This is a genomic window from uncultured Draconibacterium sp. (assembly GCF_913060805.1).
Lineage (GTDB): Bacteria > Bacteroidota > Bacteroidia > Bacteroidales > Prolixibacteraceae > Draconibacterium.
Map to the genome: position 1 here is coordinate 57,854 of NZ_CAJXTC010000028.1, position 15,369 is coordinate 73,222.

The following is a 15,369-nucleotide window of genomic DNA, read 5'->3' on the forward strand; positions in this document are numbered from 1 at the left end:
TTCTTTTCTAAAACGTTCAAATTTAAGTACCCTTCTTTTCAACTTCTGTTAATCGCGAAATACAATAAGCTGGCTTAAAACTATAACAAAAATTGAAAACAACGAACTTAAAACGATACGATATAAGGTTCCTAAAATATCGGCAAACGTAAACACTTCGATAAAGAAAAGTGCCACATGATGCAGGAACACCATTATTGCTGTGTAATACAGAAACCAGCCCAAACCATTTTGCGCCAATCCGGGGTAATCGGCCATGTCCTCTTCGCGGTTGGTAATTGCCCTGATAATTAACGGACGCAGAAAAGCAATAAACACCGACGCAAACGCATGAACACCCAATGTATTGGAAAATATATCGATACTGAGGCCGATGAAAAATCCGCCCAATAGAAGTACATACCGCGGCGCATTTACGGGAAGCAGCATAATAAACAAAATGTAGATGTATGGATTAACAAACCCACTGATCTGCACCTGGTTTAAAAACAGCACTTGTGTAAGCACAAGCACTACAAACATTATTGCATATTTAATTAGTTCCCGCCCCATTTATTACGTTGTTCTCCAGCGTTTTTAATTCCTCTTTTTTCACATTTTCGATAACGTGTACATAACGTATCGATTTAAAATCGACAGCCAGTTTCACTTTTATATTGTAGTAATTTTCGCCTTGCGGTTGATCGAACGATAAAATGGTACCAATCAGCAATTCTTCGGGAAAAATAGATGAATAACCACTTGTTACCACCGTATCGCCTGTTGCCAGATTTACGTGAATTGGAATTTCCTGTAAGTCGGCCTGACGGTAATTGCTACCATCCCAGCGCAACGAACCGTAATACCCCGAATTCTTTAACTTGGCCGAAATGCTCCATCGCGGATTAAGCAACGACAAACCCGAAGCGTACGAATTGGAGACGCTGGTAACCACACCAACCACTCCCTCGGGCGACAAAATTCCCTGGTCGGCTTTTATTCCGTCGTCGAGTCCTTTATCGAGTGTAATGTAATTTTGCTGTTTATTGGCCGAATTATTAATAATGCGCGCTGCCCTGAACACAAAATTTGAATCGGGCAGTTCGTGCGTAATTATTATCGAATCGTGATTTGATATTTCTTCCAGTGTACCACCATCCAACATCGAACGGAGGTAGGCATTTTCGTTTGCCAGCTCTTCGTTTACGCGGGCCAGTTCGAAATACTGAAACACCGAACTTGTGGTATTGTAAAAGCTGGCCGAAATAAAATTGGCCGAATTCAGAAAACGTGAGCGCTGAAAACTATTGTAGTTAAATACCAACACCAACGAAACCGCTTCTAATAGAAGAAACAGTAGAAACGCATAATTTCTTACCAGGAATCGAAGGAGACTGCGCATTTATATTTTTAACTTTCTATTATCGGATAAGGAACGAGAAGTTTTCTACATTTTTCAGAGCAATACCGGTACCTCTTACCACCGCGCGTAACGGATCTTCGGCAATGTGGAACGGAATACCAATTTTGTCGGTCAGTCGTTTGTCGAGGCCTTTTAACAAAGCGCCACCGCCTGCCAGCCAAATTCCTTTCACCACAATATCGGCATACAATTCGGGAGGTGTTTGCTCCAAAGCACTCAACACCGCAGTTTCAATTTTCGAGATTGATTTCTCCAGGCAATGTGCAATTTCCTGGTACGAAACCGGCACCTCGATTGGCAGCGCGGTCATTTGGTTTGGTCCCTGAACGACATAATCCGGTGGTGGTTCTTTTAGTTGCGACAAGGCCGAACCAACATGAATTTTAATTTCCTCTGCTGTGCGTTCACCAATTTTAATATTGTGTTGATGACGCATATATTCCATAATGTCGGCAGTAAGATCGTCGCCGGCAATACGGATTGATTTGTTGGTAACGATACCACCGAGAGAGATTACCGCAATCTCGGTAGTACCACCACCTATATCCACTACCATGTTTCCTTCAGGAGCTTCCACATCTAAACCGATACCAATTGCTGCGGCCAGTGGTTCGTAAACCATGTAAACCTCGCGTCCGCCGGCATGTTCCGACGAGTCGCGTACCGCACGAATTTCAACTTCGGTACTTCCTGAAGGAATACAAATTACCATTTTTAAAGCCGGAGAAAACATCCTCGACTTCGGGTTAATCATTTTAATCATCCCCCTAATCATCTGCTCCGCAGCATTAAAGTCGGCAATCACACCGTCGCGTAACGGCCTGATTGTCTTTAAGCTTGCGTGCGTCTTCCCTTGCATTTGCCTGGCCTTTTCCCCAATGGCAACCATCTTTTCGGTTTTCATATCGATGGCTACAATCGAAGGTTCGTCCACTACAATTTTATCATTATGGATGATAATGGTATTGGCCGTTCCAAGGTCAATTGCTATCTCCTGCGTCAAAAATGAAAATAAACCCATAAATTAATTTGCTATGTATCTAGTGCTATAAAGATAATTTTATTTATTAATGTCTGAAATGTCTGCGGCCTGTAAATGCCATGGCAATGCCAAATTCGTTACAAGCTTCAATCACTTCTTCATCGCGGATGCTACCACCCGGCTCGATGATGTATTTTACACCGTATTCGTTGGCTGCCTCAATGCTGTCGCGAAACGGGAAGAAAGCATCAGAAATCAATACTGATTTTTCGATATCCAAACCACCTTTCAGATCGAAACGTGGCATGGTAAGGTAACGCAAACTATCTAAACGGTTTGGCTGTCCCATTCCTGCACCCGTTAACCAGAAAGCACCTTTTTCAGTTTCTGTTACTACAGCAATAGCATTACTTTTCAGGTGTTTACAAGCGATTGATCCGAATTTGGCCAGGTTCATTTTTGAAGCTTCGAATTCTTTTTTGGTTACTGTTTTAAATTCAGTATCCAAACCTTCATCTTCATCCTGAACCAACATTCCGCCACTAATCGAACGGTATAATTTTTCTCCTGCCACCATTGGGCGAACCGGTGTTACCAAAACACGAAGGTTTTTCTTTTTAGCTAAAACCTCCAATGCTTCGTCGGTATATTCAGGAGCGATAATAATTTCAATGAATTTCTTGCTGAACCACTCAGCTGCTTCTTTGGTAACTGTATCGGTAAAACAAATAATGCCACCAAATGCACTGATCGGGTCACCTGCCCAGGCCAGTTCCAACGATTCCATAATGTTGTCGGTTACTGCCAAACCACAAGGGTTCAAGTGTTTAATAACCGAAACGGCTACTTTATTTTCAATGTGAGTTACCGAATGATAGGCATCGCTGGCTGATTTCCAGGCTGCATCGGCATCCAGCATATTGTTGTACGATAATGCTTTTCCCTGCAATACCTGAGCATTGGCAAGGCCTGCACCTTCGGCAACGTTATCGAATTTAAAGAATGTTGCTGCCTGGTGTGGATTCTCTCCGTAACGTAAAACATCGCCATCGTTCAGGCTAATGCGTTGTGTCCCGGCATCGCCACCTTCATTGAAATAGCTGAAAATTGCAGCATCGTAATGCGATGAAACGCCAAATGCTTTTCCGGCAAACCATTTACGGTCTGCTAAACTGAACTCGCCATCGTTAGCTTCCAGTTTTTCAAGCAGTGGCTGATATTCGTTTTGCGAAGGAACGATTACCACATCTTTAAAGTTTTTGGCAGCGGCACGAATCAATGAAATTCCGCCTATATCAATTTTTTCAATAATATCTTGTTCTTCGGCTCCCGAAGCCACAGTATCTTCAAACGGATACAGATCAACAATAACAAGGTCGATCTCCGGGATTTCGTATTCAGTTAACTGGCTTACGTCGCCCTGGTTGTCGCGACGCGATAAAATCCCACCGAACACTTTTGGATGCAGAGTTTTTACACGTCCACCCAAAATCGACGGGTAACCGGTTAAACTTTCAACTGCAGTAACCTCAACGCCCAACGACTCGATAAAACTTTTTGTACCACCGGTACTTAATATATTAACACCCAAGTCGTTTAGTTTCGTAACAATCTTATCTAAATTTTCTTTGTGAAAGACTGAAACCAGAGCAGTCTTAATTTTTTTATTATCAGCCATTTATTGGATTTTTCAAATTCGCTTGCAAAGATAAAAAAAACAGATAATTTACTATTATAAACAAAGTGCTAATTAAAATATTATTTGCATACCGAACTATTTCTAAATTCATTGTAATATTTTTCGCGATCGTGCACTAATACAACAGATTGGTTTTACTAGAGAACTCACTTTCTGTTTTTGGGTAAAACAAGAAGTGATTAAACCATTTTTTGAGAGATATAAGCTCGACCGGCAAGCTAAATAGAAAACAAGTACTATTTTTACTTTAATTTAAAAACTGATAATGCTACTGCTTCGATTGATATACGAGTCTTTTTCGTTTGCGGCAAATTCGCTTGTGGCAAATAAGCTGCGCACCATACTTTCGTTGCTGGGAGTTACCATCGGAATTTTCGCCATTATTTCCGTTTTTACGGTTATAGATTCATTGGAGAGTAATATCCGCGACACATTAAACGCGATGGGTAACAACATGGTTTATGTACAAAAAATGCCCTGGACTCCTCCCGAAGGGGAAACCGAATATCCTTTTTGGAAATACCAAAGTCGCCCGGTACCAACAATAGAAGAAACGGAAGAAATAGTAAGGCGCGCCCAGACCGTTGACAACGCCGCTTTCTTATTCGGATTTAGCAGAAAAGTACAGTACGGAAGTACGACGCTTGATAATGCCATAGTTATGGCATCCTCTATAGGATTACTGGATGTGTGGAACCTTGAAATTGCCCACGGACGTTATTTTACGGAATCGGAAATACGATCGGGAGCACCGATTGCCGTTATTGGGCACGAAATTGCTAACCAGTTGTTCGACGGCCTCGATCCCATCGGCCGCACGATAAAAATTCAGGGCCAGAAATTCAACATTATTGGTGTTTATACAAAAATGGGACAAAGTATGATTGGAGGAAATAGCATGGACCGTTACATTCATGTTGGTATAGTAAAATCGTACTATATGATTGATGTACGAAACCGCGACCGTGGGCAAACCATTTGTATTAAGGCGAAAGACAATGTCGACAGCGATAAATTTATGGCCGAACTGGAAGGCATTATGCGCACTATCCGCCGTTTGAAACCAATGGAAGAGAACGATTTTGCATTGAATAAAGTGAGTATTGTTGCCAATCAGTTCGATCAGTTTTTTGTTGTGTTTAATTTGGCCGGAGCAATAATTGGAGGATTCTCGATTTTGGTTGGTGGTTTTGGAATTGCCAATATTATGTTTGTTTCGGTGAAAGAACGTACCAAGATTATCGGTATCCAGAAATCGCTGGGAGCCAAACGTTATTTCATCTTGTTGCAGTTTATTTTCGAGGCGATCGTACTTTCGGTAATTGGCGGAGTTGTCGGATTAATTTTGATTTATGCGGGAACAATCATTGTAAACCAGTCCACTGATTTCACGATCGTTTTAACCACAGCAAATATTATTAACGGATTGATGATTTCTTCCGTTATCGGTTTTATTGCCGGATTTATGCCGGCACGTGCTGCAGCCAAACTCGATCCGGTAATTGCTATAAATTCGGTTTAAACCAGATTGAAAAATATTCCCGAGATAGTCAGGTAGATCATCATTCCCAGAATATCGTTCATGGTAGTAATAAACGGCCCGGTTGCCAAAGCAGGGTCGATTTTAAAACGATGAAGAATTAAAGGAATAACGGTGCCAAATAAGGAGGCAAAAATTATTACAATAAATAAGGAAATGGAAACCGAGTAAGTTAGGTTCATGTTTCCTGAAACAAAGAAATTATAACAGAAAATAAGCACCGCAAAAATACTTGCCGTTAACACAGCTATCGATACTTCTTTTACTAATTTTCGTGCCGGTGTTTCAATATCTTTCACACCACTTGCAATACTTTGTACCACAATCGACGACGACTGAACTCCAACATTTCCGGCCATCGCCGCAATAAGCGGAATAAAAAATGCCAGTTGAGTTACTTTTGTCAACGACTCTTCGTGCGAGCCTAAAACCACCGCACTTAAAATACCTCCCAATAATCCAATCAGCAACCACGGAAAACGGGCACGAAATATATGCCACACCTTGTCGCCGGGATCTACATCGCCGGTAATACCCGATACCATCTGGTAATCTTTTTCGGCTTCGTCGCGCACAAAGTCAATCACATCATCAAAGGTGATCCGTCCTTGCAAACGGCCAATTTCATCCACAACAGGCATGGCTACCAGGTCATATTTATCCATTTGCTCGGCCACCTCTTCCTGTCGGGTGTTGGTATACACTTTTTGTATTTCAGGGTCGTATATTTTCGATACTTTGGTGTTGGTATGGTTTAATATCAGCTTTTTTAATGATAATACTCCCTTTAGTTTATCATCATCGTCGGTCACATAAATGTAGAAGATCTCATCCACCTCTTCTGCCTGGCGACTTATTTCTTTCAGGCAGGTTGCTACATTCCAGTTTTCGTTTACCGATACCAGCTCTTTCGCCATTATACCACCGGCCGAATCTTCTTCGTAATCCAGCAGGTCAATAATATCACCGGCCTGCTCAATGTCTTCAATCTCGTTCAGTACTTCTTTCTGAACATCTTCATCCAGGTCGGCAACAACATCGGCAGCATCATCCGAGTCCATGTATTCGATGAACCGGGTGGCGATCATTTCAGGCGGAATAACCTTTAAAAAGCGGCGGCGGTCGTCTTCATCAATCTCAATCAGTACATCCGAAGCTTTTTCGCCATCAAGCAATAAATAAATGAATTTTGCTTCCTCGGTGTTCAGATCGTCCATAACCTCGGCAATATCCGCCGGGTGAAGATCCTCCATTAAAGCAGCAACTTCCTTCTTTTTCCCCTCCTCAATCAGCTCTCTTAACTGCTCAATGTATTCTCTGGTTGCTTCAAAACTCATGATTTTACTGTTTTTCGATTTCTTCGATTTTACAAGTTAGATCAATAAACGCACCGACCGAAAGTTGTTCCGGACGTTTCATAGCATACTCTTCAGGTAATGCGGAACAAATGTCCTTTAAAGAGTTACGTAGCATTTTTCGGCGAAGGTTAAAAGCTGCCTTCACCACTTTTACAAACAGCTCCTCGCTGCACGGCAATTCTTTTACCTGGTTGCGTTTTAGCCGAATCACTGCCGATTTTACTTTTGGCGGCGGGTTGAACACACCTTCCGACACGGTAAACAGGTACTCGATATCGAAAAAAGCCTGCAGTAATACGCTCAGAATTCCGTATGTTTTCGATCCGTGAGGCGCAGCAATACGCTCGGCAACCTCTTTTTGTATCATTCCTACAGTTTCGGGAATGCGGTTGCGGTATTCCAACACGCGAAAAAATATTTGCGATGAAATATTGTAAGGGAAATTACCGATAAGACTGAAATTACCGGAAAAACGTGCTGCAATATCAGCTTTCAGAAAATCTTCTCCCCAAATATGTTGTAGTGTTGGAAAATTTTGTTGAAGGTATTCTACTGATTCGGTATCGATCTCAACAACATGGACATTAAGCTCGGGACGTTGTAAAAGGTATTGAGTGAGGACTCCCATTCCAGGGCCGATTTCCAGTACATCCGGTACATCGGCACCCAGGCTGTCAACAATTTTCCGCGCAATATTTTGATCGGTTAAAAAATGCTGACCAAGATTTTTTTTGGGTCGTACATAGCTCATTACACTCCGCCTCGTCCATTGTCAATTTTACTTAATATCTCTTTTTCGTTCGATTAATAAAACAAATTTATATTTTTGCCATCAAAGAATTGCTCGATACCTAACGGTATTTTTCGCGTCGTGAAAGTAGTAAAATTTAAGGGAAATAACAGGTGGCGCGGAAAAGAAAGCTTTAAAAAAACCTTGATTTTGAAAAAAACAGTCGTTAAGATCCTACAGTTTATTGGCTTCTTCGCCCTTGGGGCATTCATTTTTTGGCTTATTTATAAAGATCAGGATATTGAACGGATTAAGACCGTTTTAAAGAATGATGTCAACTACTGGTGGGTGGTACTTTCGCTGTTCCTTGGTTTGCTGAGCCACATCAGCCGCACACTTCGCTGGGGTTTAATGATTGAACCGATCGGGCATAAACCACGCTTTATCAATACTTTTTTAGCCGTTATGGTTGGCTATTTAATGAACATGGCTTTTCCGCGAATGGGCGAAGTATCGCGTTGCGGTGTGTTGTCGCGTTACGAAAAAATATCGTTTACCAAATTAGTAGGAACTGTAGTTGCCGAGCGATTGATCGACCTCATTTCGTTACTGATTTTGCTGGCCATTGTTATTCTTTCGCAGTTTGGAGAGATGCTTCACTTTATGAAAGCCAATCCCGGGATAACCGAAAAACTATATGCAGCTATAACATCGCCATACCTTATTATCGGAGTTGTTGTGCTGGCTATTTTGATCTTCGTTTTCAGAAACGCATTTAAACATACCGCCTTTTTCAAAAAAATTCTGGAGATCATTCGCAATTTTAAAGAAGGTTTTATTTCCATTCGAAACATCAAGAAAAAAGGCTGGTTCTTTTTCCACTCGGCATTTATCTGGGGCATGTATTACCTGATGCTTTACGTGGTATTCTTCGCCTTTGATTTTACCAACGGCCTGAACCCGATTGCCGGACTGACAACTTTTGTACTGGCAAGTTTCGGAATGGTAGCACCGGTGCAGGGCGGTATCGGAGCATGGCATTTTATGGCCAAAGAAGCCTTGTCGTTGTATGGCGTGGCCAACGAAAACGGAATTATCTTCGCTTTTGTAGCCCACACTTCAATGACGGCAATGATTATTTTCATCGGTATAATATCTGTAATGGTGCTTCCGTTTATTAATCGCCGAAGCGATGTTACCGATGAAGAACTGGTTCCGGAAACTGTGAGTGCAAACTAGCCACCGGATTTAAACGGCCTGGACCCAACGCTATCGGTATTATTTGTATTTTGGCACCTTAAACGTCGACAATTTTGAACACCGAACTCTTTATATCGCGCAGGCTTTTTTTCGATAAAGCAAACAAAAAGCTGTTGTCGCAACGCATTATTCGAATTGCGTTAGCGGGAATTGCGCTGGGGTTAACAGTAATGATTGTTGCCGTGGCCGTAGTTACCGGTTTTAAAAAAGAGATACGCAACAAAGTTATCGGCTTTGGTTCGCACATTCAGATTATTAATTACGACTCGAACAACTCGTACGAAACCAGTCCTATTTCCGAAGATCAACCATTTCTTGACGAGGTAAAAGCACTGCCCGGCGTTAAACGTTTACAACCTTATGCCACCAAACCGGGCATGATTAAAACCGACGAGTACATTCAGGGAATCGTTTTTAAAGGAGTAGACGAAAATTACGACTGGCAATTTTTCAGCAAACATCTTGTTGAAGGCCAATTACCAACCATAACAGACAGTGCACGCGTAAACGAAGTTTTGCTGTCGGCACAAGTGGCCAAACTGCTGCACCTGAAACTGAACGACCGCATTGTTATGTATTTTATTACCGGAGATGAGAAATTTCCAAGAATGCGTCAAATGGAGATTAGCGGTATTTACCGCACCGGTTTTGAGGAGTTCGACCAGCTGTTTATTGTGGGCGACCTGAAACAAATTCAGCGGCTTAACGACTGGCGTCCCGACCAGATTACCGGCTTCGAAGTAATTGCCACCGACTTTTTCGATATCGACAATATTGAGCAGGAAATACGCAATATTATTATCAGTTACCGAAAAGAAAACGCGGAGATCCTGCGCACACAAAGTATAACGCGTGTTTACCCACAAATTTTCGACTGGCTGTCGATACTTGACATGAACGTTTGGATCATACTGATACTGATGGTTATTGTGGCAGCGTTTAACATGGTATCGGGGCTGCTGGTGCTGATACTCGAACGTGCCAGTATGATTGGTGTACTAAAAGCCATGGGAAGTCCCAATTGGAGCATCCGCAAAGTATTTGTGTACCTCTCGGTATTTTTAACCGGCCGCGGACTGCTGTGGGGAAATATTATTGGCGTGGCTATCGTGTTGTTGCAAAAGTTTTTTCATATCATTCAGCTTAATCCCGAGTCGTATTACGTTGATTATGTTCCGATGAATTTTTCGCTTTCGCATTTGCTGTTGCTTAACCTCGGAACCATCGTAATCACCTCGCTGATACTGATAATTCCAAGCTGGTTTATCTCCAAAATTTCGCCTGATAAGGTGATCCGTTTCGACTAACTTTTCCGGTCTGCTTTAATCAAAAGTACGTTTCCTTTGTTATAAGAGGCCAAAGGAGAAAACAAGTATGACAGACAGAAAACAATTGGCCTTTTCGGTGCTCGATTTAGCACCGGTTGCCGAAGGCTCGACTCCCGCTGATGCTTTACGCAACAGCCTCGAACTGGCACAACACACTGAACAGCTGGGTTACAGTCGCTACTGGGTGGCCGAACATCACAACATCATAAGTGTGGCCAGCGCCGCCACATCGATTATAATTGGATACATTGCCGCAGGAACAAAAAACATACGCGTAGGATCAGGTGGAATTATGCTGCCTAACCATTCGCCGCTAATCGTTTCCGAGCAGTTTGGCACGCTCGCTGCACTTTACCCCAATCGTATTGACCTGGGTTTAGGCCGCGCTCCCGGAACCGACCCGGTTACTGCTGCCGAATTACGCTACGACCGTATGCGCGCTGCACAGGATTTCCCGAACGAAGTGCGTAAAATTCAACAATACTTCTCGCCCGAAAACAGTAAGGCCGAAGTTCGTTCCGTTTTATCGGAAGGTGCCAACGTGCCCATTTATATTTTGGGATCGAGTACCGACAGTGCTTATCTGGCCGCCGAACTGGGATTGCCTTATGCTTTTGCCAGCCATTTTGCCCCGCAAATGCTTATTGCTGCACTGAATATTTACCGCGAGAACTTTAAACCATCGGCCCAACTCGACAAGCCGTATGTGATTGTTGGCAGCCAGGTGGTTGCTGCCGAAACCGACGACGAAGCCGAGTACCTGGCCAGCACCATGCGACGTAGTTTTATGGGAATTATTACCGGCCGTCGCGAACTGATGCAACCACCAACGCATCATTTGGGTTACGAAAAATGGGGAATTATTAAAGAGCGTATCGACCAGATGCTGGCCTGCTCGCTTATTGGCGGAAAAGAAAAAATTGAGCGAGAGCTAAAAGAGCTTGTTGATAATACCATGGCTGATGAAATCATTGTTTCATCGCACATTTACGACCAGCAAAAACGAATGGATTCGTACCGGATTTTTTCGGAGGTGGTTAAAGATTTTGAATATTAGGCATATGCCCCTCATTACAAACGACTACGGTGTACACACAAATATTTTAGGGGGCCTGCTTTACAATCGACTTTTAATATGCGGCGCAAGGTAGGGTTGTATTTCAAAACCGGTAGTATTTGCACCTTTGTCATTTTTCTCTTCTAGCCCCGGGGCTGCGCTCCCTACGGGTGCTTCCCCCGGGCTGTTGATTACGCACCCTTGGTGCTTAAAGCCCCGAAGCGGGCGACAAGCAATAGCCCGGTGCGAGTGGCTGAGTTTACGAAGACACAAAGCGCCGGGTAAAAGATCTATAAAAAATCGTTCGGCGTCTAAAATTGATTAGAATTGGTCAGCTTGTTCCGAACGAAAAAATGTTGCAGAATCATTTGAAAATGGGAATATTTAAGTTCTGTGTACACCGTAGCTGCTGCCGCAAAGAGGGAATGCGCTTTGTAAAAAACTAAAAATTAAACACACAACCAATGCCCATTTGCTCTCCGTTGTAATACGGATACACCATCGAAGTAGCTTCTTTCGGATCCTCCTTAAATAACTTTTTTGTAAGCCACGGATTTACCCAATAGGCACATTTAGTACTCAAAATCCCGATTCCGGCACCGGTAACCACATCGGTAAACCAATGGCGGTCGTTATACATTCTGAAAAAACCGGTTCCGGTAGCCACCGCATAACCGGCAATGCCATACCACGGCGACACATCTTTATATTCTTGCCACAGAAATTCGGCTCCCATAAACGCTGTAGCAGTGTGCCCTGATGGAAACGAATTGGCCGAACTTTCATCGGGTCGTGTAATTTTGGTAGTCTTTTTTAGCGTAGTTACAGTGGTAGCCATAATGGTGTAGGCAGTCAGCAAAATCGTTGTTCGGTCTCTGAAATTATGCTTCCCTTTTATTCCTGCCGCATTCAAAGCATAAACCGCCACTGCCGGTGCGTATTGCGAAAAATCGTCGACCGTCAACTTCTCGTCGATGTGCTCGTTTATCTCCTCCTTAAACTCCTGATTCCATCCTTGCAATCCGGGATTATCAAGAGCCACCACGCCATAACCAATTAAAGCGCCCGGAATAATTAATGCCGATGGTTTAAATTCAAGATTATTATTTCCCTGCACAGAATCGTTTTCGAACTCGCGCGCGATTGATTGAAAAGAAATTAAAAGCAGAAGGGCGAACAGAATACATCCAGTTTTCATTTGATGATTTACCTTATAACTATGCCGGCGGTTTTAATTCCTGATAGTTTTATGAATTTTGCGTTTTAAAAAGAATTGTTTTCATTAACGTCTCAGCTGTCAAATAGTTTATAGCTAATAAAAACACAAGTGTTCCTTTATTGTGCAGGTATTTTTTATTTTTGCCTCTTATGATCACCAATCCAGATAAAATAGCAGCCGCCTTAAAAGGAGACCTTCCGGGTTCGCCGTCGCATGATAAAATGCTGCCGCCCGGGCGCGTGCTAAAACCTGCTCCCGAAGATCAGAGCAAGGTGAAGCCGAGCAGTGTGCTGTTGTTGCTTTTTCCTGATGACGATGGATTAAAAGTTTGCCTTATAAAGCGCCCCACGTATATGAAACACCATGCCGGGCAAATTGCATTGCCGGGCGGGCGGATTGAGGCTAACGAAAGTGCCTGCGAAACTGCTCTGCGCGAAACTCACGAAGAAATTGGGATTACCGAAGATAAAATCAGGCTGCTGGGAACGCTCTCGTCGTTTTATGTTGAGGTGAGCCGTTTTCAGATTACGCCATTTGTGGGCTGGATGGATACCAAACCTGAATTTAAACTTTGCCCCGACGAAGTGGAGAAGGCCATTCTTTTCCCGATTGAAGCCTTTAAACCACCACACTCTACAATCGATTTAAAAACCGTTACGGGATTAATGAATGTGCCTTGCGTGAAATACGATGGCGAAATTATTTGGGGTGCTACCGCAATGATCCTTTCTGAATTTTATGATTTGATCAATAAAGCTTAATCGTACCACGCCCACGATACACCTAACCGGAATGTTGCCCGAGGCATCGGGTAATGTGGCGTTGTCATGTAAGTTCCATCAAGGAAATTCGTACCAATGTTCATCCATTTAAAGAAAACGCGGGTACGTTTTAAACGCAGGTTGGCATAAAGATCGATGTACGGGTAATCGCCATATTCCTGTTCACTCTGCAAATAAAACAACCCTGTCGACGGTGCATAAGCATCTGCGTAAAACTTGGTGTTGTATCGCACGTCGGCACCAATTTGCGTAAACATTACTTTCGAAATGGTAAACTGGTAATAGGTATTTACAAACGCCGACCACTGGGGTAAATGCAGGTAACGCTCTTCCGAAGCTTTTTGCCACAACACACGCGTGCGGAAATGAAAACGCCGGTAGTTAAAATCTTTATCGGCATATATCGACATTACCAGTATTTCGTTCGACGTTTGATCCGGAATAGCTTCCTCGTTATTATACAGGAAATTATTTATGGCAGCGTAGTTGGCGGCCAATTCTAATTTTCGTTGGGGTACTCTGAATTTTGCTCCCAGCGTTAAACGTTGCTCGGCATCAAAATCGTTGTCCCACTGAAAATGATTTGACCGGAATGTTTCCTGGAAATAATCAGGCACTCTATTCTCGAACGAACCGGTAAATATCATGGCTGCTGTCGAGTCGCCCCAGAATTTAAATGGTTTGGCTATCATTCCGTTTAATTCGAGTTCTCCGGCATTCCGTCCGGCAAGGTTTACCTTTCCATCAAAGTTCCACAACCAAAAGCTGCCCATCTCACGGAAAATTCCTCCGCCCACATAAAGGTTTGAGTATTTAATATCAAAACGACGGTGAGTAGAATCATTTACCTGAACTCCCGGGGTATCTCCGCGATAAAGTTCGTAACCCAGAAAAGCTCTTTTACCAAACGTATATTTGCGGTTCGGATTTTCATACTGCTTTAGCTGGAATACATTGCTAATTCTTCGGTACTTTATTTCATCGGTTGTGTAATCATTCCCATAGTATGTATTCTCGAAGAACAAGTTCGTCGTGTCCTCTTCATCTACAAATTTCTGCGAATACCTGTCGTGATCGAAACTGTACATTATTCCAAGTATCGGTCGGAAGACATCAACACTGTCCACCGGATCAAAATCGTATTTTCCAATTCGGTATTCCGCAGTGGTATAATAATTTATACTGTTGAATTTACTCCTTGCTTCGCTCAGGTTGGTCGGCCAGTATTCTGCCTCCTGCCCCGAGAAAAGTATTGTATCGCTTGTTAATCCACCATTCTCACTGTTCTTAAGCGAGTTGGAAATAAATCCGCCGTAAATATTCCACTGATCGCGGTTATAACTGGTGTTTAGTGCCACAAAGTTGTTTTTGGCATCCTGCGCACTGTATTGTCCGTCCGATTTCTCCTGATTGGTACGGAATGTCCAGTTCCAGAAAGGTGTAACATTTTGCGAGTGTACCACATCGAAACGCGTTTCGTTATTCCTCGATTTGTTTTCGCTTTGGCTGTAATCAAATCGTGTATATGGCGTAGTGGTATTTATATACTTTATTTTCCCCGGCGTTAACAGGTAATCCTGCCTCGACTGAAGGAAAAAATAATTGGTTTGATTGCCACGTTGGAAAAAGTTGTTGGTCATTCCGGGGTTACCGTAGTTACCCGTATAGGTTGCCGATATGGCATTTTTAAATACCGGATGATAGATATGATTGTAATCGTGCAGTGTATCTAAAACTGTTGAATCTTTAAATGCACCTTCACCTTTCAGGTACCACAGTTTCACCTTCGATGGAACCACTTTCTCAGCTGTCTTTTCTTCCTTCTCTCCCTGCGTATCGATACCACGTGGCTGCGCCATAACCATTATGGGCAGTACCGAAAGAATTAGAACCGTGAGCAAAAAATACCGTGCTTTTAGCATACAGAAAATTTTACACAAATCTAAAAAAAGCATTTAAGGCGTCATTATAAGTTAAATACTTTTTAGCTTAATTAACAACAATAAAAAAGC

The 15,369-nt window shown here is 42.8% G+C and carries 13 protein-coding genes; 5 read left to right on the forward strand and 8 right to left on the reverse strand.

What is annotated here, in order from left to right; genetic code table 11:
- Positions 1–48 precede the first annotated feature (48 nt).
- From mreD to purH, 4 genes are read right to left on the reverse strand one after another with little or no spacing between them, the layout of a single operon-like run.
- Positions 49–522 carry a rod shape-determining protein MreD gene (gene mreD / locus QZ576_RS16105; RefSeq protein WP_297098820.1) on the reverse strand — a complete coding sequence of 158 codons (474 nt, stop codon included), beginning with the start codon at positions 520–522 and terminating at the stop codon, positions 49–51.
- Between the two features lie 10 nt (positions 523–532).
- Complete coding sequence (mreC, locus tag QZ576_RS16110) at positions 533–1,381, reverse strand: rod shape-determining protein MreC (RefSeq protein WP_297098821.1); 849 nt, start codon at positions 1,379–1,381, stop codon at positions 533–535.
- 19 nt (positions 1,382–1,400) lie between these two features.
- The gene (locus QZ576_RS16115) at positions 1,401–2,423 is read right to left on the reverse strand and encodes a rod shape-determining protein (RefSeq protein ID WP_297098822.1); all 1,023 of its coding nucleotides are present in this window, start codon (positions 2,421–2,423) and stop codon (positions 1,401–1,403) included.
- 46 nt (positions 2,424–2,469) lie between these two features.
- Entirely contained in the window at positions 2,470–4,062 is a 1,593-nt protein-coding gene (gene purH / locus QZ576_RS16120) for a bifunctional phosphoribosylaminoimidazolecarboxamide formyltransferase/IMP cyclohydrolase (RefSeq protein ID WP_297098824.1), read from the reverse strand.
- A gap of 286 nt (positions 4,063–4,348) precedes the next feature.
- On the opposite strand from purH, the gene QZ576_RS16125 reads away from it, so the two are divergent.
- The gene (locus QZ576_RS16125) at positions 4,349–5,605 is read left to right on the forward strand and encodes an ABC transporter permease (RefSeq protein WP_297098826.1); all 1,257 of its coding nucleotides are present in this window, start codon (positions 4,349–4,351) and stop codon (positions 5,603–5,605) included.
- On the opposite strand, the gene mgtE is transcribed toward QZ576_RS16125, so the two are convergent.
- Both mgtE and rsmA read right to left on the reverse strand, forming a co-directional pair.
- Positions 5,602–6,960 (reverse strand): magnesium transporter, encoded by a 1,359-nt coding sequence (gene mgtE, locus QZ576_RS16130; RefSeq protein WP_297098828.1) that lies wholly within the window; start codon positions 6,958–6,960, stop codon positions 5,602–5,604. The two genes, QZ576_RS16125 and mgtE, sit on opposite strands and share 4 nt — an antisense overlap.
- 4 nt (positions 6,961–6,964) lie before the next feature.
- Positions 6,965–7,732, reverse strand: a complete 768-nt coding sequence (rsmA, locus tag QZ576_RS16135) for a 16S rRNA (adenine(1518)-N(6)/adenine(1519)-N(6))-dimethyltransferase RsmA (RefSeq protein ID WP_297098830.1) — start codon at positions 7,730–7,732, stop codon at positions 6,965–6,967.
- Between the two features lie 189 nt (positions 7,733–7,921).
- Here rsmA and QZ576_RS16140 point away from each other — a divergent pair, with 189 nt between their 5' ends.
- The 3 genes from QZ576_RS16140 to QZ576_RS16150 all read left to right on the forward strand — a co-directional run bounded on the left by QZ576_RS16140 (position 7,922) and on the right by QZ576_RS16150 (position 11,356).
- Positions 7,922–8,950 carry a lysylphosphatidylglycerol synthase transmembrane domain-containing protein gene (locus QZ576_RS16140; protein ID WP_297098832.1) on the forward strand — a complete coding sequence of 343 codons (1,029 nt, stop codon included), beginning with the start codon at positions 7,922–7,924 and terminating at the stop codon, positions 8,948–8,950.
- A 74-nt stretch (positions 8,951–9,024) separates the two neighbouring features.
- A complete protein-coding gene (locus QZ576_RS16145) occupies positions 9,025–10,278 on the forward strand; it encodes an FtsX-like permease family protein (RefSeq protein WP_297098835.1) in 1,254 nt (417 codons plus the stop codon).
- A gap of 67 nt (positions 10,279–10,345) precedes the next feature.
- Positions 10,346–11,356, forward strand: coding sequence for an LLM class flavin-dependent oxidoreductase (locus QZ576_RS16150; protein WP_297098837.1), 1,011 nt, complete (start codon positions 10,346–10,348; stop codon positions 11,354–11,356).
- 442 nt (positions 11,357–11,798) lie between these two features.
- Here QZ576_RS16150 and QZ576_RS16155 read toward each other — a convergent pair whose 3' ends face one another.
- The gene (locus QZ576_RS16155; protein ID WP_297098839.1) at positions 11,799–12,554 is read right to left on the reverse strand and encodes a phosphatase PAP2 family protein; all 756 of its coding nucleotides are present in this window, start codon (positions 12,552–12,554) and stop codon (positions 11,799–11,801) included.
- 170 nt (positions 12,555–12,724) lie between these two features.
- Here QZ576_RS16155 and QZ576_RS16160 point away from each other — a divergent pair, with 170 nt between their 5' ends.
- Positions 12,725–13,336, forward strand: a complete 612-nt coding sequence (locus QZ576_RS16160) for a CoA pyrophosphatase (RefSeq protein ID WP_297098841.1) — start codon at positions 12,725–12,727, stop codon at positions 13,334–13,336.
- Here the strand turns inward: QZ576_RS16160 and QZ576_RS16165 are convergent.
- Positions 13,333–15,279, reverse strand: coding sequence for a putative porin (locus QZ576_RS16165; protein ID WP_297098843.1), 1,947 nt, complete (start codon positions 15,277–15,279; stop codon positions 13,333–13,335). The two genes, QZ576_RS16160 and QZ576_RS16165, sit on opposite strands and share 4 nt — an antisense overlap.
- Between the last annotated feature and the right edge of the window lie 90 nt (positions 15,280–15,369).